24 protein-coding genes and 5 pseudogenes are annotated in these 24,055 nt (G+C 66.2%); 15 read left to right on the forward strand and 14 right to left on the reverse strand.

The features are described 5' to 3' along the window. Positions 1 to 82 precede the first annotated feature (82 nt). The 10 genes and pseudogenes from dmpG to LP418_RS19405 all read right to left on the reverse strand — a co-directional run. Positions 83 to 946: pseudogene (gene dmpG, locus LP418_RS19360) on the reverse strand (4-hydroxy-2-oxovalerate aldolase); the annotation flags it as partial. Further along, on the reverse strand, positions 943 to 1,884 hold the full coding sequence (locus LP418_RS19365) for an acetaldehyde dehydrogenase (acetylating) (RefSeq protein WP_257953287.1): 942 nt from the start codon (positions 1,882 to 1,884) through the stop codon (positions 943 to 945). The pseudogene dmpG and the gene LP418_RS19365, both read right to left, overlap by 4 nt. Further along, positions 1,884 to 2,618, reverse strand: a complete 735-nt coding sequence (locus tag LP418_RS19370) for a 2-keto-4-pentenoate hydratase (RefSeq protein ID WP_272496282.1) — start codon at positions 2,616 to 2,618, stop codon at positions 1,884 to 1,886. The genes LP418_RS19365 and LP418_RS19370 overlap by 1 nt, the downstream gene beginning before the upstream one ends. Before the next feature lie 64 nt (positions 2,619 to 2,682). Then, positions 2,683 to 3,369, reverse strand: a complete 687-nt coding sequence (locus LP418_RS19375; protein ID WP_336275765.1) for an amidohydrolase family protein — start codon at positions 3,367 to 3,369, stop codon at positions 2,683 to 2,685. Between the two features lie 414 nt (positions 3,370 to 3,783). Beyond that, positions 3,784 to 4,218, reverse strand: a complete 435-nt coding sequence (locus LP418_RS19380) for an amidohydrolase (RefSeq protein ID WP_257953289.1) — start codon at positions 4,216 to 4,218, stop codon at positions 3,784 to 3,786. After that, positions 4,106 to 4,777: an amidohydrolase family protein gene (locus tag LP418_RS19385; protein WP_257953290.1), complete on the reverse strand. Its 672-nt coding sequence runs from the start codon at positions 4,775 to 4,777 to the stop codon at positions 4,106 to 4,108. Before LP418_RS19385 ends, LP418_RS19380 begins: the two co-directional genes overlap by 113 nt. Further along, entirely contained in the window at positions 4,777 to 5,694 is a 918-nt protein-coding gene (locus tag LP418_RS19390; protein ID WP_257953291.1) for an FAD-dependent monooxygenase, read from the reverse strand. The genes LP418_RS19385 and LP418_RS19390 overlap by 1 nt, the downstream gene beginning before the upstream one ends. Continuing rightward, positions 5,682 to 6,465: pseudogene (locus tag LP418_RS19395) on the reverse strand (FAD-dependent monooxygenase). The gene LP418_RS19390 and the pseudogene LP418_RS19395 overlap by 13 nt, the downstream one beginning before the upstream one ends. A gap of 18 nt (positions 6,466 to 6,483) precedes the next feature. Then, positions 6,484 to 7,488, reverse strand: a complete 1,005-nt coding sequence (locus LP418_RS19400; RefSeq protein ID WP_257953293.1) for a VOC family protein — start codon at positions 7,486 to 7,488, stop codon at positions 6,484 to 6,486. A 6-nt stretch (positions 7,489 to 7,494) separates the two neighbouring features. Continuing rightward, positions 7,495 to 8,364, reverse strand: coding sequence for an alpha/beta fold hydrolase (locus LP418_RS19405; RefSeq protein WP_257953294.1), 870 nt, complete (start codon positions 8,362 to 8,364; stop codon positions 7,495 to 7,497). 184 nt (positions 8,365 to 8,548) lie between these two features. Here LP418_RS19405 and LP418_RS19410 point away from each other — a divergent pair, with 184 nt between their 5' ends. From LP418_RS19410 to LP418_RS19425, 5 genes and pseudogenes are all read left to right on the forward strand, one after another. Next, positions 8,549 to 9,082 (forward strand): TetR/AcrR family transcriptional regulator, encoded by a 534-nt coding sequence (locus LP418_RS19410; RefSeq protein WP_257953295.1) that lies wholly within the window; start codon positions 8,549 to 8,551, stop codon positions 9,080 to 9,082. Next, positions 9,012 to 9,188, forward strand: coding sequence for a hypothetical protein (locus LP418_RS31200; RefSeq protein ID WP_336275766.1), 177 nt, complete (start codon positions 9,012 to 9,014; stop codon positions 9,186 to 9,188). The genes LP418_RS19410 and LP418_RS31200 overlap by 71 nt, the downstream gene beginning before the upstream one ends. 399 nt (positions 9,189 to 9,587) lie before the next feature. Continuing rightward, positions 9,588 to 9,815: a helix-turn-helix transcriptional regulator gene (locus LP418_RS19415; protein ID WP_257953296.1), complete on the forward strand. Its 228-nt coding sequence runs from the start codon at positions 9,588 to 9,590 to the stop codon at positions 9,813 to 9,815. Positions 9,816 to 10,056: 241 nt separating this feature from the next. Next, the gene (locus LP418_RS19420; RefSeq protein WP_257957107.1) at positions 10,057 to 10,371 is read left to right on the forward strand and encodes an N-terminal phage integrase SAM-like domain-containing protein; all 315 of its coding nucleotides are present in this window, start codon (positions 10,057 to 10,059) and stop codon (positions 10,369 to 10,371) included. 301 nt (positions 10,372 to 10,672) lie between these two features. Then, a pseudogene (locus LP418_RS19425) lies at positions 10,673 to 11,014 on the forward strand (tyrosine-type recombinase/integrase); the annotation flags it as partial. 10 nt (positions 11,015 to 11,024) lie between these two features. Here LP418_RS19425 and LP418_RS19430 read toward each other — a convergent pair. Then, on the reverse strand, positions 11,025 to 11,672 hold the full coding sequence (locus LP418_RS19430) for a Fic/DOC family protein (protein WP_257953298.1): 648 nt from the start codon (positions 11,670 to 11,672) through the stop codon (positions 11,025 to 11,027). Positions 11,673 to 12,172: 500 nt separating this feature from the next. Between LP418_RS19430 and LP418_RS19435 the strand changes: the two genes are divergently transcribed. The 6 genes from LP418_RS19435 (at position 12,173) to LP418_RS19460 (ending at position 18,771) form a co-directional block, all read left to right on the forward strand. Further along, entirely contained in the window at positions 12,173 to 12,376 is a 204-nt protein-coding gene (locus LP418_RS19435) for a relaxase domain-containing protein (RefSeq protein ID WP_257953299.1), read from the forward strand. Further along, positions 12,339 to 13,316: a MobF family relaxase gene (gene mobF, locus LP418_RS19440; protein ID WP_257953300.1), complete on the forward strand. Its 978-nt coding sequence runs from the start codon at positions 12,339 to 12,341 to the stop codon at positions 13,314 to 13,316. Before LP418_RS19435 ends, mobF begins: the two co-directional genes overlap by 38 nt. Continuing rightward, a complete protein-coding gene (locus tag LP418_RS19445; protein WP_257953301.1) occupies positions 13,219 to 14,751 on the forward strand; it encodes an AAA family ATPase in 1,533 nt (510 codons plus the stop codon). Before mobF ends, LP418_RS19445 begins: the two co-directional genes overlap by 98 nt. Before the next feature lie 512 nt (positions 14,752 to 15,263). After that, positions 15,264 to 15,611, forward strand: a complete 348-nt coding sequence (locus tag LP418_RS19450; protein WP_257953302.1) for a hypothetical protein — start codon at positions 15,264 to 15,266, stop codon at positions 15,609 to 15,611. 1,437 nt (positions 15,612 to 17,048) lie between these two features. Further along, complete coding sequence (locus LP418_RS19455) at positions 17,049 to 18,146, forward strand: hypothetical protein (protein ID WP_257953303.1); 1,098 nt, start codon at positions 17,049 to 17,051, stop codon at positions 18,144 to 18,146. Positions 18,147 to 18,156: 10 nt separating this feature from the next. Continuing rightward, on the forward strand, positions 18,157 to 18,771 hold the full coding sequence (locus LP418_RS19460) for a hypothetical protein (protein WP_257953304.1): 615 nt from the start codon (positions 18,157 to 18,159) through the stop codon (positions 18,769 to 18,771). 475 nt (positions 18,772 to 19,246) lie between these two features. Here the strand turns inward: LP418_RS19460 and LP418_RS19465 are convergent. After that, positions 19,247 to 20,881: pseudogene (locus LP418_RS19465) on the reverse strand (IS1634 family transposase). 692 nt (positions 20,882 to 21,573) lie between these two features. On the opposite strand from LP418_RS19465, the pseudogene LP418_RS19470 reads away from it, so the two are divergent. After that, positions 21,574 to 21,728, forward strand: a pseudogene (locus tag LP418_RS19470) (IS1380 family transposase); the annotation flags it as partial. Positions 21,729 to 21,794: 66 nt separating this feature from the next. Continuing rightward, positions 21,795 to 21,950 (forward strand): hypothetical protein, encoded by a 156-nt coding sequence (locus tag LP418_RS19475; protein WP_257957108.1) that lies wholly within the window; start codon positions 21,795 to 21,797, stop codon positions 21,948 to 21,950. A gap of 348 nt (positions 21,951 to 22,298) precedes the next feature. Here the strand turns inward: LP418_RS19475 and LP418_RS19480 are convergent, their stop codons facing one another. Beyond that, positions 22,299 to 22,610 carry a rhodanese-like domain-containing protein gene (locus tag LP418_RS19480; protein WP_257953305.1) on the reverse strand — a complete coding sequence of 104 codons (312 nt, stop codon included), beginning with the start codon at positions 22,608 to 22,610 and terminating at the stop codon, positions 22,299 to 22,301. Between the two features lie 31 nt (positions 22,611 to 22,641). Then, a complete protein-coding gene (locus LP418_RS19485; protein WP_257953306.1) occupies positions 22,642 to 23,013 on the reverse strand; it encodes an ArsR/SmtB family transcription factor in 372 nt (123 codons plus the stop codon). A 212-nt stretch (positions 23,014 to 23,225) separates the two neighbouring features. On the opposite strand from LP418_RS19485, the gene LP418_RS19490 reads away from it, so the two are divergent. Continuing rightward, positions 23,226 to 23,624: a hypothetical protein gene (locus tag LP418_RS19490; RefSeq protein ID WP_257953307.1), complete on the forward strand. Its 399-nt coding sequence runs from the start codon at positions 23,226 to 23,228 to the stop codon at positions 23,622 to 23,624. Between the two features lie 107 nt (positions 23,625 to 23,731). After that, a complete protein-coding gene (locus tag LP418_RS19495; protein ID WP_257953308.1) occupies positions 23,732 to 23,926 on the forward strand; it encodes a hypothetical protein in 195 nt (64 codons plus the stop codon). Positions 23,927 to 24,055: the final 129 nt, after the last annotated feature.

Genomic DNA, 24,055 nt, shown 5'->3' on the forward strand with positions numbered 1-24,055 from the left:
GGCTTCGGTCAGCAGGGCCCGGACATCTACGCCGTACGTCGCCGACGCAGCCCTGGGCGTGTCGCAGGAAGCTGGAGTAGACGCCGGCGTACCCGAGAGTGAGGGTCTCCCGGTCCACCCGGACTGGCTGTTCCATGAGTGGCCGGACCGGGTCGTCGGCCGCGTCCCGGAGCGCGTGTAGGTCGGCGTTGTGAGACCAGCCCTGCAACGTGGCCGCCGCCACGAACGGCTCGATCGGGCAGTTGCCGGCCCCCGCGCCGAGGCCTGCGAGCGAGGCGTCGACGCGGAGGACACCCTCCTCGACCGCGACCATGCTGTTGGCCACGGCGAGGGACAGGTTCTGGTGGGCGTGAACCCCGAGCTCGGTGTCGGGGGAGAGCACGTCGTGGTAGGCGCGCACCCGGTCCCGGATCCCATCCATGGTCAGACGACCGCCGGAGTCCACGACGTAGACGCAGTTGGCGCCGTAGGACTCCATCAGCTTGGCCTGTTGCGCGAGCGCCTGCGGTTCGGCGAGGTGGCCCATCATCAGGAAACCGGACACGTCCATGCCCAGCTCGCGGGCGACGCCGATGTGCTCGGCCGAGACGTCGGCCTCGCTGCAGTGTGTCGCAACGCGGACCGAGCGGACGCCGATTTCGAAGGCGCGCTTCAGGTCGTGGACCGTGCCGATGCCGGGGAGGATCAGTGTGGTCAACCGGGCGTTGGTGAGGTTGGCTGCGGCCACCTCCAGCCACTCCCAGTCGGTATGCGATCCGGGCCCGTAGTTCAGTGATCCGCCGCCCGGGCCATCGCCGTGGGCGACCTCGAGCGCGTCGACACCGGCTGCGTCGATCGCGGCTACGATCCGGCCGACGTTCTCCGGGGTGACCCGGTGCCGCAGGGCATGCATGCCGTCACGCAGGGTGACGTCCCGGAGGAACACCTTGGTTGTCGAGGTGGTCATCGCACGCTCTCCTTGCTGGCAGCTAGTTGCTCGGCGACGCGGAGGGCCGCGCTGGTCATGATGTCGAGGTTGCCGGCGTACGCCGGGAGGTAGTGCGCAGCGCCCTCGACCTCGAGGAACACCGATACACGGTGGCTCACCGGCGCACCGCCGGTCAACGTGTGCACCGGCGCATCGGCCGGGACCTGCGTGAACTGCACCGCCTGCTTGAGCCGGTAGCCGGGGACGTAGGCCGCGACGTCGGCGACCATCTTCTCGATCGAGGCGACGATCTCGTCCTGCAGCGACAGGTGCGGATCGTGGAAGAGCGCGAGCACGGTGTCGCGCATGATCATCGGTGGTTCGGCGGGGTTGAGGATGATGATCGCCTTGCCGTGGGTCGCGCCACCGACCTGCTCGATCGCGTGCGCTGTGGTCTCGGTGAACTCGTCGATATTGGCCCGGGTGCCCGGTCCGGCTGACTTCGAGGCGATCGAGGCGACGATCTCGGCGTACGGCACCTCAGTGACCCGGGAGATGGCCGCGACCACCGGGATGGTGGCCCGGCCGCCGCAGGTGACCATGTTGACGTTGGTCGCGTCGCGGTGCTCGTCGAGGTTCACTGCGGGTACGACGAACGGCCCGATCGCGGCGGGGGTGAGGTCCACCATCGTCTTGCCGTACGGCGCCAGCTTCGCCGCGTTGGTCTCGTGTGCCGCGGCTGAGGTGGCGTCGAAGACGATGTCGATGTCCTCGAAGCCGGGCAACGCGATCAGCCCGTCGACGCCTTCGTGGGTGGTCGGGACGCCGAACCGTGTTGCTCGGGCGAGACCGTCGGAGTCGGGGTCGATGCCGACCATCGCGCCCATTTCGAGGGTCTCTGAGAGGCGGAGCACCTTGATCATCAGATCGGTGCCGATGTTGCCCGAGCCGATGACGGCCACCTTGGTCTTGCTCATCAGTGGTCTCCCCGAAATGAACCTCGACGGTGCCGAGCTCCCGCTCGGCTGTGGTCAAGGTGGTGGTCACGTGGTCTCCGGCGCGCACGGGTGCCATCGGGCCGAGCGCGCCCGACAGGATCACCTGCCCGGCGCGGAGCGGTTCGCCGTACTCCCGGGCCCGCGCGGGCGAGCCACAGCAGCGCGTTCAGCGGGTCGCCGAGGCAGGCGGTTCCGGATCCGGTGGAGACGACCTCGTTGTTGAGCGTCATCGACATGGTCGTGTCGCGTGGCTCGAAGTCGGCGAGGTCCAGCCGGGTGCTGCCGAGCACGAACAGCCCGCTGGAGGCGTTGTCCGCGACGGTGTCGGCGTAGGAGATGTCCCAGCCCGCGATCCGACTGTCCACGATCTCGAGCGCCACGACGGCGTGGTCGACGGCAGCGCGGATGGTGGCGGGGGAGAGGTCGCCATCGAGGTCGGTCGCAAGCACGAAGGCCAGTTCGGCCTCGACCTTCGGCTGGAGCAGCCGGCTCATCGGCACGGCCGCGCCGTCGGCGTACGCCATGTCGTCGAACAACACGCCGAAGTCGGGGATGTCGACTCCCAGCTGTCTCTGGACGGCCTCGGAGGTGAGGCCGATCTTGCGGCCGACCACGCGCGCGCGGCCCGGGTGCGGGCCCGGTTCACCGGGAGTTGTGCCGCGTAGGCAGCGTCGACGTCCGTGCTGCCGATCAGGTCGCGCACCGGTGCGCACGGCACGCCCTCGGCGTACGCCGTGGTGATGCGGGCTGCGGCCGCGGTCACGGCAGGGGCGGCGGTCATGACGCCAGTCTCCGCTTCAGCCGGGGAAATTGGGCCAGCGCATTGCTCCGCAGCACTCGGCGCAGTTCGGTGTCGTTGAAGGATTCGAGGAGTTGCGGGGCCGGGTCGCCGGGAACCACGAAGACGGGGCCGGAGAACGGCCAATCGGTGGCGAACATGACGTGCGAGACCGGCGCGACCTCGCGTACCGACATCATCGCGCTCGGCGCCGGCGACAGTGCGGTGTCGTAGAACAGGCGGCCGTAGTCGAGGTTCTGCTTGTTGAAGTTCGTCAGGCCGAGGTTCTGGCCGACTGCGGTGGTGAGTTGCAGCAGCGAGGTCCGGTAGGCGAGGTAGGGCAGCGTGCCGCCGGCATGGGCAAGCAACCAGCGCACCATCGGGTAGCGGGTGAACACCCGGTGATAGGTCATGTTTACCGCGGCCCGGGTGGTGTCGAATGGGAACTCGTAGAGGAACGTCGGCAGCTTCAGGTCGGGGTAGGCCGCCGGCGTGACCGGGTGTAGGAAAACCATCGCTCCGAGGCTGTTGAGCGTCGCCATCAGCGGCTCGAGCCGCGGGTCCCCGAGGTAGACGCCGTTGTAGTGGCTGAACACCCCGATGCCGTCGAGGCCGAGGACCTTGATCGCGCGCACCGCTTCGGCACACGCGTTCGCCAGATCGACGGGGTCGTTGGGGTCGCCCAACGGGGAGCACGGCGAACCCGCCGAATCGCTTGGCCAGCGTCGGGTTCGTCGTGGTGATCAGGGTGTCGCGCGTCCAGTCGTTGATCTTGCGCGCCATCGACTTCCGCTCGGCGGCGGTCGGCAGGTAGGTCACGCCCGGCTCGGAGATCGACACCACCTGCGCGGCGATGCCGTAGTCGTTCATGAACTTCACGGCCGGGGCCGGTGACCAAGCGGGGATCGGGATCCCACCGGCGGTCACGACGCCGTGCTCGGCGAGCGAGAGCCGGTAGAAGTCGGGGATGTGGTGGCAGTGCACGTCGACGCGGTACCTGCCCGGCGGGGCGGTCGTGGCGCTGGCGACGCCGGGCATCGAGATCGCGGCGACGCCGGCAGCGCCTGCGCCGAGGAGGCTGCGGCGGCTGAAGGGTGTGCTCATGATGCGTGTCCGATCTGTGAGGGGGCGAAGCGGGGGAAGAGCGCGGTGGCGTTGCGGTGGTCGATGGCGGTTCGTACGGCTTCCTCGAGAGGTACGTCGTCGTACTCCCGGCGCATGAAGCGAACGGCGGGTGCGGGCGCGAAGGGGAAGTCGGAGCCGTAGAGCACGCGGCCCGGTTCGGCGAAGGCCAGCAGGCTGGGCAACGCCATGGGGCTCGACGACAGCGCGATGTCGAAGTAGAACCGGCGCAGCAGCGCCATTCTCTTCTCCACCTCTCGCTTTCGGTCGATCATTGCGCGGGCCCGGGACAGCTTCTGCTCACCGCGGAGCATGGTCAGCAGCACGCGGTGGGAGATGTAGGGGAGGAAGCCGCCGGCGTGGGCGAGGATCCACCGGATTCCGTCGTACTTCTCCAAGGCGCCTGAGAGCACCAGACCCGTGGCCGCGCGGACGGTGTCGAGGAGGAAGTCGGCGGTGAACGAGGGGATGCCGGGAGCGGGCTCGGCGGGTAGTTCGCCGGGGGTGGAGGAAGGCCACCGCGCGGCGTTCGTGAAGAAAGGCCAATAGGGGAGCGAAGGCGGGGTCGTAGACGTACGTGTTGGCGCTGTTGGAGAGCAGCACGACGCCGTCGGCACCGAGGACGTCGAGGGCGTACTCGGCTTCGCTGATCGCGCCGGCTACATCCGGCAGGGTCAGGGTCGCGAAGAACCCGAACTTGGTCGGGTGGTCCGCGACCACGCCGGCGGCGTAGTCGTTGACCTCGCGTGCCGGGCGCCGAGCCTCGCCCCGGTCCCCGAACCAGGCTCCGGGCGTCGACAGGGACAGCACGCTGGAGGCGATGCCGTTGCGCCGCATCACCTTGAGCGACGCCTCGGGGCTCCACCGAGGCACCTCGACCCCACCGGGGCGGACTCCGCGCTCACGCAGGAAATCGGCGTACGCCGGGGGTACGAGGTGGTGGTGGACGTCGATACGTCCGGGAGTCGCCATCAGCTGGCTTCCGCGACCGAACTCGTGGACGCCGCGGGCAGGCCGAGTTGATCGACCGGGGCGCCGGTGAGTTCTGAGGCGTCGTGCCGGGCGATCCCGAAGACGTACTTGTCCGGGCGAAGCACTACGACCGCGCCTTCCCGCACACCGGCCTTGCGCAGCCAGTGGGTCAACTCCCCAGTGGTGTCTTCAAGATCGACGAGGCCACTGCGGCGACGCCCATCACCGATCGCGCCCTGCGGACGGGTGCCCGGGGCGAAGGCGGTCACGAATGTGGCCCCCACCGACTGCCGGGTATCGAGACCGGCCGCGAGGCGCTCACGGGGGTCGACACCGATCCCGATGACAGTCCAGCCGATGCCGACGGCATCGTCGAAGCGCACCGGGCGGCCGTCGTACTGACGGACCATCGGCTGGGGGAACAGCGAACCCTCAACGCCGCGCAGACCGCGCGGAAGGCCGACGTATCCGCCTTTCTTCAGCCGAGGCTTCGGCTTCATCCCGGCCCGACGCAGCCAGCCACCAACTCCCGGAGTGTGCAAGCCCGTGGTCAGGGCAAGATCGCGGGCCTTGGCGCGGGCCGGATTCTTGACCGAGACAAGAGCCTTGTTGAAGACCGAGAGGTCGATCATCGCCTTGGCGTGCGGCCGGCGTTCAGTCTCGAAGCTGTCCAAGATCACGGGGTCGGCCCCGTGACGCAAGATCGCCTCCAGTTTCCACGACAGGTTGTCAGCGTCGCGGACACCGGCGTTCATGCCCCGGCCGATGAACTGGGGCGTCATGTGTGCGGCATCACCAGCGAGCAAGACCCGGGCTTCACGCCACCGGTCCGCAACGACGGCGTTGAAGGTGTAGACGAGTTGCCGCTTCACCTCGACCTCGTCCACGTCGACGTACTGGCCGATCAGGCGCAGCACGGTCTCGTCGGACTCGAACTCGGCCTTGTCGTCGCTGTCGGTGAGGGCGAACTCGAAGCGGTGATGGCCCCCGGCTGCGGGCAGCTGACGGTTGGCATCTGCGGGTTGCAGATGAAGTCGAAGTACGGGAGGTGTCGAAACGCGTCGACCCCGTCCTTCGCTGCGAGATCGACCACCAGCCACCGCTCCGGGTAGCTCTTGCCGACCATTTCGATGCCGAGTTGGGTGCGGACGACACTGCGGCCGCCATCGGCGCCGACGAGGTACGACGCCCGCACGGTCTCTCGGGTGCTGTTGTCGAGAGTGTTCTCGCGCTTGCCGTAGCCGCTGCCGGTCGACGGTGCGTGCACGAGGCTCACGCCGTCGGCGTCCCGGTCGAAGCTGATCAGTTCGCGACCGCGGCGTACTTCGACGGCGGGGTAGCGCTCGAGCAGCGACTCGAGCTTCGTCTCCAGATAGGGCTGGTACAGGAAGTTGGTCACCGGCCACCACAGCGGCCGCTTGGGGGTGCGGAACTGGACCAGCACGTCACCGTTGGCCTTGACCCACTGCACGGTCGAGTCGACGTTCATGTCGGCATGGATCTCGTCGGCAACGCCGGCGGTCTGGAAGACGCGCAGCGCCTCGTCGTCGGTGTAGACGGCGCGCGTTGCCATAGAACTCAGGCTCCCGCTCAAGGAGCAGCACGCTGAGGCCGCGGCGTCCGAGGAGGTGGGCGAGGGTGAGGCCGGTGGGTCCAAGGCCGACAACGGCAACGTCGTATTGGTTCATGAGGATGCTCCGGAAAGTTCAGGTACTGCAATTTCGGATTGGCGGGCGTTGAGCGCGGCCCTGGCGGAGCTGGCCGAGTTTGTCGAAGATGCCGGGGTCGACGGGCTTGTGGCCCCAGATGCTGATGCCTTGATGGGTGGCGACCTGCCGTGCAGCCTCGAGCTCGGGGGTGAGCACGATGGGGTTCCAACCGACCTCGAGTTCGAACCCAGACGGAGTGACGCAGTAGTACGACAGCTCTTTGTCGTTGGTGTGTTGCCCGATCGACCGGGCCATCGAGAATCCGTGCTCGCGCACACGCTGGTAGCTGTCGGTGATGTCCTCGAGGGACGACGCCTGAATGTTGACGTGCTGGACCCGGGTGCGGATCGGGTCGATCTTAAGGCCCCGGATGTTGGCGACGGCCACGGAGTGGTGCCGCTCGTTCACGCGCAGGAACCGGATCTTCAGCGTCAATCCGCTGATGTTCTCGTCGATGTAGTCCGAGAGTCGTGAGTCGAAGACGGTGCTGTAGTAGCCGTGGATACCAAGGGGGTCGCGTGAGGTGATCGCGATGTGTCCCATCCCGCCACCGCCGGTGACAAAGCCGGAGTTGAGCATGTGCAGCGGCTTGGCCGTCGTGGTGGCGGTCGTGAAGATCTCTCGGACGATCCCCTTGGGGCCCGCAAACCGCCACAACCTTTCGACGCCGCGCAGGGCGGCCTCTTCTGGAGTGCTTTCGGCGATGGGTACCCCGCGCTCGGTCACCCTCTTCACGATCCGGTCGAACGTCTCGTGATCGGCGATCTGCCAGCCAACGGCCATCAGGTCCTCGGCCGGACCTCGCTGGATCAGGAACCGGCACTCCCGGTCGTCGATCCGGAACCGCAGCACGTCCTCGGTGAGCTGATCGACGTGCAGCCCGATCGCATCTGCCCCGAAGCGCCGCCAATCGGCAAACCGCTGCGACTCCACCACCGGGTAGCCCAACTGCACTGCCCCGAACACCGACTCGTCGGTGTTCGGCTTGAGGAACGTGTTCATAGCTGATCAGGCCTCGTTGTTCAAGAAGTCGATCGCAAGTGAGTTGAACAGGTCAGCGCGCTCCCACTGCACCCAATGGCCGGTGTTCGCGACCGGGTAGAGATCGCAGTTCGGCATGGTGCTAGCCAATGCCTGACCACCGGAGGGGCGGTTGACCTTGTCGTCCTTGCCCCACACAACCAAAGTCGGGGCTTGCACCTTGGCGAGGCGCTTGTCACGGGTGAAGTCCATACGGAGGAGGGTCCGCAGCGCGGTAGGGCCGGACGGCCGACGCAGCGGCGGATTGGCGACGACGTCAGGCTGAATGCTGGCCCGGTAGCGCAATTCGATCAGGTCGTCGGGAATCGCCGAGCTGTCGTAGACGAGGTAGTCGCGGATGAACGTCTCGAGCTTCTCCCGGGTCGGGCCCTCACCGCCGTAGTAGCTGAGCAGATTGCTGAGCCCCTTGGTGGGAAGGCCGCGCGTTGTGCCGATGCCGCCGGGGCCCATCAGGATGAGGCGTTCGACCTTGTCGGGGCGGTCCATCGCAAGACGCAATGCAGCAGCGCCGCCGTACGAGTTGCCGATGAAGTGCGCCTTGTCGATGCCGAGTTCGTCGAGCAGGCCGCGCATTGCGAAGGCCGGGTCGCCGAACGGGTCGCTGTGGTCGATCTGCTTGGAGGACTGCCCGTAGCCGGGCATGTCCGGCACGATCACCTGGAAGTGCGCGGCGAGCGCGTCGATGTTGCGGGAGTAGTTCGATGCTCCGGTCGCACCGGCACCGCCGCCGTGAAGCAGGACGACCGGAGTGCCCGAGCCGGCATCGGTCACAAAGATGTCGCGGTGTCCAACGCGAACGGTCTGCTCGGTCCGGTGGATGGCTGTCGATACGTTCACGGGTTCCTCCGTCTTAGGTACTTGATAGAATCATCAGTAACGATGAAACCTTCTGTCAAGTTTTTCTGATGATTTCCTCAAGATGTGACCGGCGACATGCAGGCGTGACGCCGCCCCGATTCTGATGAAAGGATCAGTTACGATGGACTTTCCATGACGCGTACAGGGTCGACCGGAGTGACTGATGACGACAACTGCTGAGGCGCCCACCCGGGTCGATCGGCGCAAGGAGCGCACCCGCAATGCACTGCTGGGCGCGGCACGACAGTTCCTCTCCGAAGGCCGCACGAGCGTGAGCATCCAGGAAATCACCGACGCGGCCGACGTCGGCTTCGGTAGCTTCTACAACCACTTCGAGTCGAAGGAGGCGTTGTTCCGGGCAGCAGTCGACTCCACGCTGCAGGCGTATGCCGTCCTCCGTGACGCCGTGGTGGCTGAGTACGACGACCCCGCCGAGGTCTTCTCCGTCAGCTTTCGGATGACCGGTCGCCTACAGCGCCAAGTGCCTGAGATGGTCCGGGTCCTGCTCCACGAAGGCATGCGGATCCTCACGTACGACGAGGGCCTCGCCCCTCGCGCCCGACGAGACATTGCTGCCGCACAGGAAGCAGGTCGTTTCCGATGTGCCCGATCCGGAGTTGGCTCTGATGGCTGCCGGGGGCGCTCTCCTCGGACTGCTCCAGCTGCTCGAGGAGAACCCCGACTCGGACGCCGGTGAGCGCTCCGATGCCATGACGCAACAGATCCTGCGCATGTTCGGACTGTCCGCGACTGAGGCCGCCGAGCTGGTCGCGCGAGAACTCCCGCCACAACCTGCGCTCTGAGCGGGGGCCGGGCCGCTCGGATGAGATTCAATCGGTACCACTTACTGTCCAGAAACACCCGGATTCTGTCGGTACCACTCGGGTACTCTGAGGTTTGAAGCGAGGGCGAATCCCTCACCACGCCGAGCGAATCGGTAGCTTCCAGCCCGAAACCGAAGTAGTCGCAGGTGCCCCGATCTCGCCCAGAGGTCGCAGGTTCAAATCCTGCCCCCGCTACAAAGTTCAGGCCGGGATTCAGTGCGAGATCCCGGCCTGAAAGCATTTGAGAATTGATCCCTCCACCACAAACCCTCCACATTGAGGTGGTTCGCGGGTCGCAGCTCGGACCACAGTCTGGCTGGCTCGTAGTGCCTCCGAACGTGACCGAAGGTTCCGGTCTCGGCTGCGCACCTAGTGAGCATGACCACCGCTACCAATCCGCTGAGCGTGCTCGACCCGCTCGTGACGATCACCGAACTCGCCGAGTACCTCGGCGTGCCGGTCAAGACGATCTACGAATGGCGCCAGACCGGCCGAGGGCCGGCGGGGATCCGTATTGGTCGCCACGTGAAGTTCCGCCTCGGCGATGTGCAGGCATGGCTCGACGGCCAGCGCGACGTCCCGTCGCCTCGCTCCCCGAGGGAGTGAACGGGCATGGCTAGGCCACGCACACCTGTCGGCACCTTCGGCGAGATCGAGTTCAGGAAGCTGGCGAACGGCACTGTCCGTGCCCGGACCAGGTTCCGTGACCACGACGGACAGTTGCGCCGCATCGAAGCGAGCGGTGACACACGCACCCGAGCCGAGCACCGCCTGAAGGAGAAGCTCGCCGCGCAGCGGCTTCTCCACCGGGTTTGGTGAGCTCGCCCCGGATAGCTCCTTCGGCCAACTGGTCGAGGTGTGGCTGGAGGACCTCGACCTTGAGGGCAAGCTCGCTCAGAGCACCCGGGCGCTCTATGAACGCAACATGCGGCAGTTGGTCCTTCCGGCGTTCGAGAACCTCCTGCTGCGCGAGATCTCGGTGCGCAAGGTCGACCAGTTCATCAAAACCCCGGCGAGCACCAAGAGTTACAGCATGGCCAAACAGGCCAGAACGGTGCTGAGCCTCGCTTTCGGGCTGGCGGTCAGGTACGACGCGTACGCGCCAATCCGGTCCGCGAGACCGCACGGCTCAGGAAGCCCCCGTCGAAGACGATGGCTCTGACCCCGGAGCAGGTCGAGGCAATCCGATTTGCTGTGAGTAGTTGGCGCCGAAGGTCTGGCCTCCCCGGCCCTCCGCCGGACGGCCAGTTGGAGCAGATCATCGAGGTCATGCTCAGGGACATCGGCTCGCATCGGTGAGGTGCTCGCCATCCGCAAGTGCGATGTCGACGTGACAGGCTCGCCGGCGACGGTGCGGATCTGCGGGACGATCGTTTCCCCGGCAGGCAAGCCGACACATCGGCAGTCGCACCCGAAGACGATGAAGTCGACTCGGACGGTGTCGGTTCCGAGACTTCACCGCGGAGGTGCTGCGGCAGCGGCTCGTCGCGGTTGCCGACAAGGAGCCCGATCGCTTGTTGTTCGTCACCCGCAACGGCACGCCGCTCACGACCAACAACGTGCGCCGTCGCCTCCGCAGCGTCTTGGAGGAGGCCGGGATCGATGGGGTCACACCGCACTCCTTCCGCCGTACGGTCGCCACCGTTCTCGATCGCGCCGGCGGCCCGGATCTCGCGGCCGAGATGCTGGGGCACACGTCATCGGCGATCACCAAAGAGCATTACATCGAACCCGACGAGAGGGTGAACCCGGTGACGGCGGAGATCCCGGAGACGCTTGCGCCCAGTGATTGGGAGAAGCGATGAGCCGTAAACGTCAGTAGACGGGATCGTTGGTGATGGCGGCGCTGATGATCGATCGAAGCTTCGAAGTGTCGCCGTCCACGCGTGCGACATGACAGGCCGAGTGGAGGCTGTTCATGTCGATTTCGCTCCAGTCGAGACCATGCCCCCACTCCGCCACAAGCTGCGCGAAGAACTCGCGTTGAGTCCGTCCGTTGCCCTCGCGGAATGGGTGGGCGAAGTTCAGGTAGTCGTATAGGTAGGTGACCTCGTCGACGAGTTCGGCGGAGGGGATCGCTCGAAGTCTGTCGCTGTCGGCGATTCGGCTGGCGACGTGCGCAACCGGTCTGTCGATCTCCAGCGGCGGGATGAACGAGGTGTCTTGGCCATCACCCTTGGCGATGCCGACGGTGCGGAGCTCGCCCGCCCACTCGAAGATGTCCCGGAACAGTCGAAAATGGATCGCCTTGAGGTGTGCCGGGTCGTAGGTCCCGGGGACGATCATGGGCTTGGATCTGAGTTCGGCCACCCGGAACTCGAGAAGGTCGTTCTCGGCGGCGCTCAGTGCCTCTACGGTCGTGGCACCGACCTTGTTACGCAGCACCGGAGAGTCGGGTGCGATCAGGTAGCCGTTCCAACGTGCCGCGTGGTCGCCTGATGACCATGGGGCGGCTTCGCTCACTTCAAGCCGTAGCGACTACGGACGCGGACACCGAGTTGCTCGATGTCGATCTCGCCGCGGACGTACGTCCCCGGTCGTCTCGCGTGGCTGCGGTGCTCTGCGAACCTTCCAATTCGGAGGAACGGCGCGCGTCAGCGATCGCACGCTCGCGGCGAGCGCTGTCCGATGTGTCGATGGTCACGAGTACCTCCTTGCTGTGCTCAAGTCTAGCGGCGCGAGCCGACATCTATCGGACCTGAATCTGTTCCCACAGTCCTTGCCAGATCTCGACTACCCCAGTCCTCGACGCCCTCCGTGACTCCTCTCGCTGCCCGAACCCCGGTCAAGCCCCATCCGCTGCGCTCACCACTCGCACACGCCCGAAACGCCCGCTCGCCACAAAGTTCGCCAGCGCTGACCCTCGCCAAGATCCCCTCACGCCTCTTGCAACCGAGGACATGGCTGACGCCCGGGGTAGCTGGGGGAGTCTGCGTACCTACCTCCTGAGGGAGGTGGGCGCGGTGACCGTGACGATCAACAAGATGACCGCGGGCAAGGGCTACGAGTACCTGCTCCGGACCGTCGCAGCAGGCGATGGCGACCGGTCCTTGTCGACACCTCTGACGCGCTACTACACCGAAGCCGGCACGCCGCCCGGGCGATGGATGGGCTCCGGGCTTCCAGGGTGTGGAGTGCTCGATCCGATCAGGGGACGAGGTCACTGAGGAGCAGCTCAAGCACCTGATCGGACACGGAGCCCATCCCGTGACGGGCGAGCCGCTTGGCTGCCGCTACCGCACCTTCGGGCCGCCCGCGGAAGGCAAGCGTCGCCACGCCGTGGCCGGCTACGACCTGACGTTCTCGATCCCGAAGTCGGCGAGCGTGCTGTGGGGAGTCGCCGACGCCGGCACCCAGACACTCATCGCCCGGGCCCACCATGCGGCCGTTGCTGATGCGTTGAACTTCCTCGAACGCGAGGTCATCGCCACCCGCGTCGGCGCCAAGGGGCCGAAGGGCGCGGTGGCACAGGTCGAGGTCGCCGGGGTGATCGCCACCGGATTCGACCACTACGACTCCCGCGCCAACGACCCCCACCTGCACACCCACGTCGTGATCTCGAACAAGGTCAAGACACTGAGGGACGGCAGATGGCGTGCCCCTGGACGGCACGCCCCTGCACGGCTGGGTGGTCGCCCTCTCGGAGCTCCACGAGGCATCGTTCAGCGACCACCTCACTCATACGCTCGGCGTGGAATGGGAGCGCCGCTCGCGCGGGCCGCGACCGCAACCCGGCCTTGGGAGATCAACGGCGTCCCGCAGTCACTGGTGCAGGCATTCTCCAGCCGCGCTCGCGACATCGATGCCACCACCGATCACCTGATCGAGGGGTACGTCGAGCGGCACGGCCGCCGCCCCGGCCGAGCCACCATCATGAAACTGCGTCAGCAGGCCAACCTCTCCAAGCGCCCGGCCAAGCACATCCACTCACTCGCCGACCTCACCGACCGCTGGAGGCGCCAAACAAGCGAACATCTCGGCGAGGACGCCGTCGCTCGGGGCCGAGCGCGTGACCGCCAACCCGCCGAGGCGGCTGCTGCGCGCAGACGACATCCCCCTCGACCTGATCGAGGACATCGGCCACCGCGTCGTCTTCACCGTCGGTGAGAAGCGGTCAACGTGGCGCCGCGCCAATCTGTACTCCGAGGCGGCGCGCCAGACTCTCGGCTGGCGCTTCGCCAGCACCAGCGACCGCGAGGCGGTCACCGGCCCGGTCGTCGACGCCGCCGAACGGAACTCGCTTCGCCTCACCCCGCCCGAACTCGCCCTCACCCCAACGGCGTTCACCCGAGGTGACGGGACGAGCGCGTTCCGGCCCAAGCACTCCACCGTCTTCTCGGCAGAGCACCTGCTGGCCGCTGAGGACCGGCTGATCGAACGGGCCGACACGCTCATCGCGCCGACCGTCTCGATTGAGATCGTCGATGCCACTGTCGACCAACCCGTCAAGGGCAATCGGCTCAGCCCCGAACAGGCCCGGGCCATCGCACGGATCGCCGTGTCCGGTCGTCAGGTGGATCTTCTCGTCGGCCCAGCCGGTGCCGGCAAGAGCACCACGATGCGCGCCCTCCATCGCGCGTGGACCTTCCAGCACAGCCGCGGGAGCGTCGTCGGGCTCGCACCCAGTGCCGCGGCAGCCGCCGTACTCGCTGAGGACCTCGGAATCGGTTGCGAGAACACCGCGAAGTGGCTCCACGACCACGACCACGAGCAGGGACGAGCACGGTTCAGGCAGAACCAGCTGGTCATCATCGACGAGGCCACCCTCGCAGGGACGTTGACGCTGGACCGGATCACAGCCCATGCGGCAGAGGCGGGAGCCAAGGTGCTCCTCGTTGGTGACTGGGCACAACTTCAGGCCGTCGAAGCCGGGGGAGCGTTCGCGATGCTGGTCGGGGCCCGCGCCGACGCGCCGGAACTGGTCGACGTACACCGCTTCACCCACACCCGGGAGAAGACCGCCTCCCTCGACCTCCGGCACGGACACCCCGAAGTCATCGAGACCTACCTCGCCCAACAGCGAGTCTGCGACGGCGACGCCGATGCCATGACCGACGCCGCGCTCCGCGCCCGGAGCCACGACATCGACGCAGGCCGCGCCAGCGTCCCGGTCACCGACTCGACCCAACTCGTACGCGACCTCAACGCCCGCGCACGCACGCAGCGACTGGCTCACGGGAGGACCCGGGTGGGGCGCGAGGTCGTGCTCCTCGACGACACCCGAGCCTCCGACGGCGACTGGGTCATCACCCGCAAGAACGACCGCCGGCTCCGCAGCCTGCGCTCGGGCTGGGTCCGCAACGGCGACCGCTGGCGCATCACCGACGTTCGCCCCGATGGATCACTCGTCGTCCGACGCCTCGACCTGCAGGCACAGTGGCGGCGTCGTCCTCCCCGCCGCCTACGCCGCCGAACACGTCGACCTCGGCTACGCCGTCACGTCCTACCGGGCCCGGGGCATCACCGTCGACACCGCCCACGTGGTCGTCTCGCCCGGCACGACCCGGGAGAACCTGTACGTCGCCATGACTCGTGGCCGTGAGCACAACCACGCCTACGTCATCACCCAGACCCCAGACGAAAACCACGGACCACCCGACGGTGAAGACGTCACCGCCCGATCCGTTCTGGTCGGCGTACTCGCCAACCGTGGAGCCGAACTCTCCGCCCACCAGACGATCCAGGTCGAGCAGGACACTTGGGGCTCCATCGCCCAACTCGCCGCCGAGTACGACACCATCGCCGTTGCGGCCCAACGCGACCGGTGGGCCAGCTTGCTGCGCGTCGGTGGCCTCACCGTCGACGAGGTCGATGACGTCCTCGCCTCGGACGCCTTCCGGGCCGCTGGCCGCGGACCTACGCCGGGCCGAAGGCAACGGTCACGACATCGCACACCTCCTCCCAGCCGCGGTCGCTCGTCATGGCCTTGCCGATGCCAACGACATCGCCGCCGTCCTCCACCACCGGATTCGACTCGCCACCTCGCGACGACCCGGACGCGCGGCTCCACGCCCGCGTCTCATCGCCGGACTCATCCCCGAGGCTGTCGGACCCATGGCACCCGAGATGCTTCAGGCGCTCGACCAACGCCGCGAACTGATCGAGCAGCGCGCAACCGATCTGGTCGCCCGGTCCATCCACGGCCGTGAGCCCCGGATCAAACAACTGGGGGAGGCGCCCACCCATGGACGAGACCGCTGGACAGAAGACGTCCGCACGGTCGCCGCATACCGCGACCGCTACGGCATCACCAGCCGCACCCCACTCGGTGCAGCGCCCATCACCGACGCCCAACGTATCGACCGGGCCCGAGCCGTCGTCGCCCTACGTCAGGTCGCCCAACGCGCCGACTCACAACGGCATCCTCGAGGCGCACACAACCGTCCCGGAATGAGCCTCTGACCCGTCCCGTTCACCAGCCAGCGGTTCCGGCCCCCGGGCCGGAACCACCTACCCGGCGCTCAAGCTCCGGTGCCGTGGGGCCCTCGGCACCGGGTGGCCTCCCAAGAGCGGTGCCGTGGGGCCCTCAGCACCGCGTGGGTCCCCGAAGGCGGTGCCGCCGGGCCGGCGGCACCGCGGGAGGTCCCCGAAAGCCCCTGCTACGGGATCGCGGGCCGATTCGCACCATGCCCATCGACGGTCCCGCTGATTCAGCGGCACCGTGTGACCTGCACATTCAGTTCACGGTCACGCGGGGCCCGCGTCACCGCAAAGGTTCCCGCGATCGCCGTCGAACTCCCTGCAAGGCAGGAAGCGTCAGCGTCGGCCAAGAACGTCATCCATCGAAGGTCTCGCTACAGCCCGGGCAGTGTCAAGGGTCGCCAGTATTCGAGATTGACGCAATGGTGCACTCCTGTGGACAGGAGTGGACACAAGGTGACTCTCTGTTCAGAAATTGTTTGTGTGCATCTCACGCTTCGGTCGTCGCACGTGGGTACTTGGCACATCAGTGCGATTCGCGGACGTCGCACTGACCTGCCGACACGTCATCCGTGCGGGGTGCAGAGTGGTTCCAGCTGGGAGTGTCAATAGTCACAATGAGCCATAGCCGCACAGTTGCTACGGTGATTCGCTGTGCCGGCAGAGAGGCCGGGTCAAGTCCCGCGTCGTGGTGTATGCACTGATTCGTCCTGATCGCGCCCATCCCAGAGTTCGCTGCCGAACTCCACAACCGTGCCCGTAACCACCGCTCCATGGCCTCGACGAGGAGGCGATCGGGCCCGTGTTGACGCGGGCCGACGGCACGTTGGTGTCCGAAGGTGACTGGATCAACACCCGCGAGAACGACCGGCGACTGCGCGTCAGTCGCACGAACTGGGTCAAGAAGGGCGCCTGTTACTGACACGGTTCGCTGAGGGAGGAGAAACCTCTGCTGTGTCTGTGCTGGCCTTCGGGAGGACTAGACCAGTTGGTTCGGTCTCTTGCCGGGTTGGCGTTTTGCATCGACTCTCGGCAGAGACAATCTGATCTCGGGGGCGTGGATGATGGTTCAAGCACTGGGTTTCACCGCGACTGCCTTTTCGGCAGTGATGCTGGTTCCAGAGCCAGGGTGGCTTTGCTCCCGAGGGGAGCATCTCGTGATCTTTCGAAGCCGGATGGATCGTCCGCGAAAGTTCGGACTCTTGGCGAGCGCTATCGCGGCCCTGTCTGTGCTCGGCCTCGTGGGGGGATTGTCCCCGGCTGCGAAAGTTCAACCAAAGACTGAATCGAATGCACCGGCAGAGGCGCCGGTCCCGTTCGATGTCGACGTCCTGCACAACCCGCCACTCATCTATGAGCAAGGCACGCCCGTGCCCCTCGAATTCGAGCTGGTGTGCCCAGTGTGTTGGCTGCGGTGCGGTGGACGCCATTGCGACAGTTCGCGCCGCGGGCGGCGATGCCGTAGAAGTGAACGGTTCAGTCGACCGCGGTGTCCTCGTTTTCGAGGTGCCGACTGAACTCACCGCCTCCGGGTCGTTCGACTACCACGTCGACTTCTCCACCGAGGACGGGTCGGTTGCCCAGTACCCAGCGCCAGATGCATTCATGGAAGCGATCTCTATGTCCACGGCCGAGGTGGTCGACTTGGGTCGTGCCTCTTGGGCCACTGACGAACAAAGCACGGGCATCCCTGTCGCAGCCGGTGCCCGGGGCAAGGGTGAGAACGAGTTCGGGATCAATCCCGAAGGCAACGGTCCGAGTTCCTTCGACGTCGGCCCTGACGGAGAGCTGGTGATCGTCGATCGCCAGAACAGCCGGCTCGTGCAGTTCACGCGCGATGGAGAGCGTAAGAACTTGCCGATTGACCTCAGTCAAGGTGAGCCAGACATCGTGGTAGCACCAGATGGCACACTCCTCATCCTGAACGCGAGCGCAGCCCCGGGCTTGGCCAGCCTCGACGAATTCGCCCCCGACGGGGGCAAGTCGAACAGCCACACGATGTTGCCGGCGGCAGGAAACGCCATCCGCCGGATCGGCGATGCAGTCTTTGTGGAGGCTGACGACTCCCGGTGGACACCAGTTTGGCGCGAGGGACACACCTTGCAGGTCAACGAACAGAGCGCCGCGGGCGTCCCCGGCGTTCCGAACGCAAACGACACGGCCCCGGTGATGCGCAAGCACCTTCGAGAAGCCGGCAACGAAGTCCGCATCACCAGCAGCGGCCCCGACGGCGTTCAGGCGTGGCGCCTCGTGGGAGAGACGCAGCTTGGACCGGTGGTCGAGGCATCGCCCCTCGACGACGGCCGAGTCCCGGTCGTCCAGTCCCAGTTCGAAAACACGCACAGCCAGTACACCGTCCTGATCCCGGGCGGGAGCGAAGTCGAACGATTCGTGATCCCCGCGCAGAACTTTGCGGGGTTCTACACCGAATTCTCGGTGGCGGACAACAGTCTCTTCCAGGCGCGATCGACAAAATCCGGTTACGGGGTCTGGCGCTACGACCTCGGCGAGAAGTGAGGACTCGATCATGAAGAGAACGTTGGTTTGGCTGGCTGCTCTCCCCTTCGCGACCACCTTCATGCTTGGCGTGGCGGTGCAACCCGCGCTTGCCGATTGGGCGGCGAACTGCAACAACAACGGCTCTCAAGCCTTGGGCAGTTGGACCGGGGCTGACGCCCGCAGTTACGCCACAACCGCGGCCGGCGATGGGTATGACTGGGGTGGTGGCTGTTGGAACGGGAACGGCTGGGACGACACACCGGCCGAGAACGGGTTTCAAAATTCGGTCGGTGAGGGTCCCGATTGCTCCGGATTCACCTTCAAGTCGTGGGCGCTTGCTCTTGACGGATCTGCGAACAAGCGACGTTGGGAACTCATGACCAATCAACACGGACCCTACGTGGCAGCCAGCTTCAAGGCCGGGGACTGGGCGTCCATGACGATTGACAAGTCCTACTCGACGACGATGCACATGGACGTTCGCTTCGACCAGCCACATCGGCATGATCTGGTACGAACGGTCGAGCGGGAAGCGACGAGATTATTGAAGCCAAAGACCAAGGCGCAGGGAACCAACATCTACGTCCGCAACTATCGATCCGACGGGAACTACGGCGGATCCAGACGGGAGAACTGGGGATGAGAACAGCCGTCCGGCGGTTATCGTGCGGTGCCATCCTGACGGCGGGTGTACTCGTCGCAACCGCAGCACCAGCACTGGCCGACTTTGAAGATGGATACACCTATTGCGGCAATCGTGTGGCCATAGTCGTCTCCGAGACAAAGGGCACGACCCACGTCGCACCACCCGGTGAGTCCCTCAACTATCGAGGTAACTGGGCCACGTGGCACGTAGCCACTACCTACGAGAGTTCGCCCCCCGGCGGAACATACTGGCGGGTCGAAGGTGCACTAGGACTCCGCACAGCCGGTACATACGTCACATGCAGCTCCCTCACCCGGCCTTGAGTGGAAAGGCAACGCTGGTCTCGGGTCCCGGGAACGCGAGACACTAGAGGATGACACCCACGGGATACGCACGGCGCGCAGGCAAAGCCGCGATGCCGGAAGCTGGGGCACCGACGAATGGCATATGAGCCTGAGTTGGGTCAAACGGCTTAGTGCCTTGGTGCGGGGTCTTCCAGAGCGTTGAGGATCGCGGTCTCGTCGGGATCGAGTGCGGGTGGGATCGTGGTGATGGCGCCGTTGATCTCGACGGTGGCCGAGCGCAGCGGTTTCAGGGTCCGCAGGACCCGGCGCAGCGATACCCCGGTCCTGTTCTGGACTACGCGGGACACGGCGAGCGCGGTGAACACGATGGTGAGGTGTGCCTCGATCGCGTCTTGTGTGCGGGCGAAGATGGGCCGGGCGCGGAGGTCGGTCTTGGACATCCGGAACGACTGCTCGACTCGCCATAGGTCGTGGTAGCTGCCGATGACCTCGCCGGGTCCCATCAGGTCGGCAGGGATGTTGGTGACGTAGCCCTTGAGCCCGACCAGCCGGCGTGCCCCGCGCCAGCGAGGCCTCGTCGAGCGTCCGGGTGCCGTTGTTGTTCTTCACGAACCGCGGGGCCTTGGCGCTCTTGTTCCCGGCCACGACATCCTTGGCGCGGTTCTCCTGCAGGGTCAACGTCCGGTTGTCTCGCACGGCGCGTTTGGTCGAGTAGGCCCACACCGCTCGCCACGACCCGGGGTGCAGCTCGGGGTCCCAGACTGGTTCGGCCTTTTGCTGGTCGTCGTTCTCGATGATCCGGCTGTTCTTGGGTGTGACGGTGTCGATCAATTGGGCCTCGGTGAACGTGTCGCCGTGCCACCGGAAGTGCGACGCCGGTCGATGGGCGCCTTGAGTGTGTGACCCGGGAGCCGACAATGAACCTCAGACCTGCGTCGTCGAGGTCCTTGAGATTGCTCGCGGACAGCATTCCGGCGTCGGCGACCACGACCATGTCGCCCGAGGCCGTGGCGTTCTTGGAACTGCTTCACGATCGGCACGATCGTCTGGGTCTCGGCCTTGTTTCCCTCGTAGCACCCGATCTCGAGGGGGAACCCGTGCCGGTCGACCAGCAGCCCGACCACGATTTGGGGGTCGACACGGCGTTCCTTCGAGAAGCCGACCTTGCGGAGGTCGTCTTCCTTCTCGGCCTCGAAGTAGAGCGTGGTTACGTCGTAGAGCACCAGACTGACGTCGCCGTGTGTGACGGCGTGGTTGAAGCAGGCTTCGGCGATCTGGTCGCGGTAGGTGCCGGCTTGGGCACGGCGCAGGGTTCGCTTACGAGTCGAGAGGCTCGCTGACACGCGACCCATCTCGGCCGGGACCCGGTCGACGTCGAGCAGGCTGGTCGGTCCGACCACCCCGTGCGATCACCGGGTCGTGGAAGACCTCGTCGTCCACGATGTCGAACCCCAGACTCGAGTACACCCCAGCCAAGGTGTCGTAGAGCAACCCCGAGGAAGTCTTGAGTGCTCGTGGTCGTGACACGAGCTGCCGTGCTCCCCGGTGCCGTACCGCGGAACAGGCCGGCAGTCGGCGGGGGAGCATCGTTGTTTCGCGACAGCTGGCGTGATCGCGAGATCCAGCATCCCTTGCGCATCGTCGGCCAGCAGCCGGTGCGCTTCGTCGACAAGCAGCCCGAGCTCGGCCTCGTCATGTGCCGAGCCGACGTGACGCACGATCCGCCGTCGGCCCGCGACCGACTCGGCGATCTGGACCGCGGTGGCCCCCGAGGCCGTGCGCACTTTGCGAACCCGGGCCACCAGCCGATCCTACCGACCCGAATTAGTGCCTTGGAGACGCACTACGACCACGCATCGTCGCAGGTCAGCGCGTTCTCGATCACAAAATCTGGCTCAAGTGACCCAACTCAGGTCCACCGATGGACCCAGCACCACAACCCGATAAGGAGCAACAAATGCAACGTGTTTTCAAGTCCGTGTTCGCCATGCTGGCGGCGCTGCTCATGCCCGCCGCCATGCTCACGAGCACCCGGGCGCCGGCTCACGCCGACGTGACCGGGCAGCTCAGGATCGTCCAGGCCAACGTCGGGTCGTCCTTCGGCAAGACCGGCGACTCCCGGCATGTGGCGATGGCCGTCGATGAAATGTACGCCCGAGTTGTGACGATGCAGGAAATCTGCCGCTCGGAGTTCGACAGGTGGCGAAACGAGTGGGGTTGGTGGGGCGTGTTCACGATCATGACGACGTCGGGCGAGAACGGCGGCAACGCGTGCAGTGGCCGGGACAAGGGGCAGGCGATCCTCGCCCGCCCGACAGTCTCGGTTTCCAACGAGCAGAAGCTCCCGCTCTCCGGTGACGGTTCGGGCAAGGCTCGGGTCTGGTCCCTGCGTTGCGGTTGGCCGAGTCGGCTGGTCTGTATGAAGCTGCTCCATGAGCGGTTGAGTGTGGGCTCGCCGAACTCGACGGTGAAGGCGGCCAGTGTGGCGGGCGCGATGTTGGCAGGCGCGGACAGCATCGATGACCTCGACCTGCTCCGCCATGGCGGGATGGGACGGTTGTTCGCCGGGGTGCGGGCACCCTCGACATTGGCACGTTCCTGCGCTCGTTCTCCCACGGCCATGTCCAGCAGCTCGATGCTGTTGTCAACGCCGGCCGAAAACTGACCCCCTCTTGCCGAGGCAGCAGGGGGTCAAGATTCACCCGGCAGCGACATTTGTCCGTGGAAGGCGCCCAGTTCGCCCAATGCGAACGTGGACTCGACCTGGACGCGCTCACCGCGTTCGTCGACGACGAGCCGCTCTGGAAGGTGCACCGTGCGGTGTTCCCTGTCCTCGCGCTCGAGTCGGAGCCTGTCGACCCGCGGCTCTGAAGATTCGATAATCCACCAGAAACCCTCCAGATTCAGTAGGCACCACTGGGCATAGATCGGTTACAGTCGGAGCAGTTCAAAACAGTGAACACCGCTACAACACAAGCGATTCGGCTGTTTCCCTGCAACGTTCGGTAGCGCTAGGAAAGGCCTCGATCTCGCCCAGAGGTCGCAGGTTCAAATCCTGCCCCCGCTACCCCGGCCTCGGCGCTTGCCTCACTGGCCGACCAGATCGGTGCCCCCGACGGTTGTCCGACCTCGGGGTGCAGGAGTCGGATCTCGCCGCCGTTGTCGAGGAGGTCCCGGCCAACCCCTACGCCAACCCTCGGCCGGTCGACCGCGCCTCACTCACCGAGCTCCCGGAGCAGGCACTGTGATCGACGGTGTCATCTCCAACCCGCTTCGAACTCCTGTCGGGAGCTGGTCGGCCGCCCATTCGGGATAGCCGTCCTCGAGGCGCAGTGCCGTCCTGCCCCGACCGCTGAGCAGGCGCACCGCGTCGTCGGCGTAGACGCAGAACGGACCTCGGCAGTAGGCGACCACGTCGGTTCCTTCGGGGATCTCGGCCAGCCGGGACATGAGTTCTCCCATGGGCATCGACAGAGCTCCGCGGATGTGGCCCGCGTCGTACTCAGTCTGCGGGCGGACATCAAGGACCACGACGTCCCCCTCAATGAGGCGCCCACGGAGCTCATCTCGGGTGATGGTGGCCAGCCCGTCGCGGCTTCCCGTGGTAGGCTCGGGCGACGTCGTCGATCTGCTCGACGTGGCTGACCGCCGCATCCCGCAGTGTCCGCCAGAGCGTGTACACGGACGGGCCCGCAACGGAGTAGAAGATCCGGTTGCCGTCGCGCCGGGACGCAACCAGTCCGGAACGGAGGAGGCGCTGCAGATGCTGAGAGGTGTTGGCCACGGACTGGCCGATCTCATCGGCGAGGTCTTCCACGGAGCGCTCGCCCCGGATGAGTACGTCGACGAGCTCAGCTCGCCGGCCGCTCGACATTGCTTTCGCGATCTCGGCGAGCGCGTCGTACAGCGCTTCCTTTGCTTGTCTGTCGCTCACGTCGACCTCCCGGGGAATGAGTATTCAAGAAAGTTCTTGACAAGACAAGGTTTGACGCCCGGGCTATTCAAGTATTCCCTTGAATAACTCGGGCGTGACCTGAGGAGTCCCGATGACCAGCCTGACCCACCACCTGACAGTCGATTCCGACACGGCGTTCCAGCTGATCACCGACGTTTCCCGGCTGCCGGAGTGGAACGAAGCGGTCACCCGTGTCCCGGACCAGCCGGCGGCCCCCGGTCCCGGGGGCCGAGTGGGTCGTGGAGGTCACGGCGTTCGGCCGTACCCGGCCGAGCCGCTCCCACCTGCACATGCTCGACCCGCGGGCCCGGCACCTCGCCTACCGGTCTTGCAGCGACGACGGGAACCCGTCCTTCGCCGAGTGGTCTCGGAACGTGCGCCCGACCGCAGGCGGCTGTGACGTCACTGTCGAGTGGACCCTGCACCCGAAGTCGTTCTGGCGACGCATCCTGCTCGCCGGGATCCGCGCCTACCAGCTCAAGAAGGGCGAGGTTCCCGGGTCTCTGCGTTCGCTCGAGGCCGCCTGTCGGGCAGACGATGGTCTGCAAGGCGGGAACGGCAGGTCGGAGGAAGGTGCACATGGTGGGTGAACTGGTCACGCGGGTGCCCGACGCCGGCCTCGGGAACACGGCCTACCCGGGTCGACCTCGGTGACGGTCGCGCGCTGGTGGTCGACGCGAGCCGGGACTTGCGTCGGATGAGGTACGAAGCCGACCGACGGGGCCTCGAGATCGCCTACGCCGCAGACACCCACCTTCACGCGGACTTCCTCTCCGGCGCCACCCAGCTGGCCGCGACGGGGGTGCGCAGGTGTTGGCCTCTCGCCCGGGTGGCCGATTGTTCCACCACCGAGGCCCGGTCGACGAGGAGGAGGTTGACCTTGGGGGACTGACCCTCCGCGCTATAGCCACCCCCCGGGCACACCGACGAGCACCTGAGCTTCGCCCTTGTCGATGGGCCGACAGTCCCGGGTGTGTTCTCTGGTGGGTCGCTCATCGTCGGGTCTGCCGCCCGCGTCGAC

Source organism: Nocardioides sp. B-3 (assembly GCF_024703895.1).
Taxonomy (GTDB): domain Bacteria; phylum Actinomycetota; class Actinomycetes; order Propionibacteriales; family Nocardioidaceae; genus Nocardioides.

What these genes read in the sequence shown, in the direction of transcription:
- LP418_RS19365 (WP_257953287.1), bottom strand. Translation starts at nt 1,884, where the DNA reads ATGAGCAAGACCAAGGTGGCCGTCATCGGCTCGGGCAACATCGGCACC.
- LP418_RS19385 (WP_257953290.1), bottom strand. Translation starts at nt 4,777, where the DNA reads ATGGCGACTCCCGGACGTATCGACGTCCACCACCACCTCGTACCCCCG.
- LP418_RS19400 (WP_257953293.1), bottom strand. Translation starts at nt 7,488, where the DNA reads ATGAACACGTTCCTCAAGCCGAACACCGACGAGTCGGTGTTCGGGGCA.
- LP418_RS19410 (WP_257953295.1), top strand. Translation starts at nt 8,549, where the DNA reads ATGACGACAACTGCTGAGGCGCCCACCCGGGTCGATCGGCGCAAGGAG.
- LP418_RS31200 (WP_336275766.1), top strand. Translation starts at nt 9,012, where the DNA reads ATGGCTGCCGGGGGCGCTCTCCTCGGACTGCTCCAGCTGCTCGAGGAG.
- LP418_RS19415 (WP_257953296.1), top strand. Translation starts at nt 9,588, where the DNA reads ATGACCACCGCTACCAATCCGCTGAGCGTGCTCGACCCGCTCGTGACG.
- LP418_RS19450 (WP_257953302.1), top strand. Translation starts at nt 15,264, where the DNA reads ATGGCACCCGAGATGCTTCAGGCGCTCGACCAACGCCGCGAACTGATC.
- LP418_RS19460 (WP_257953304.1), top strand. Translation starts at nt 18,157, where the DNA reads ATGAAGAGAACGTTGGTTTGGCTGGCTGCTCTCCCCTTCGCGACCACC.
- LP418_RS19495 (WP_257953308.1), top strand. Translation starts at nt 23,732, where the DNA reads ATGAGGTACGAAGCCGACCGACGGGGCCTCGAGATCGCCTACGCCGCA.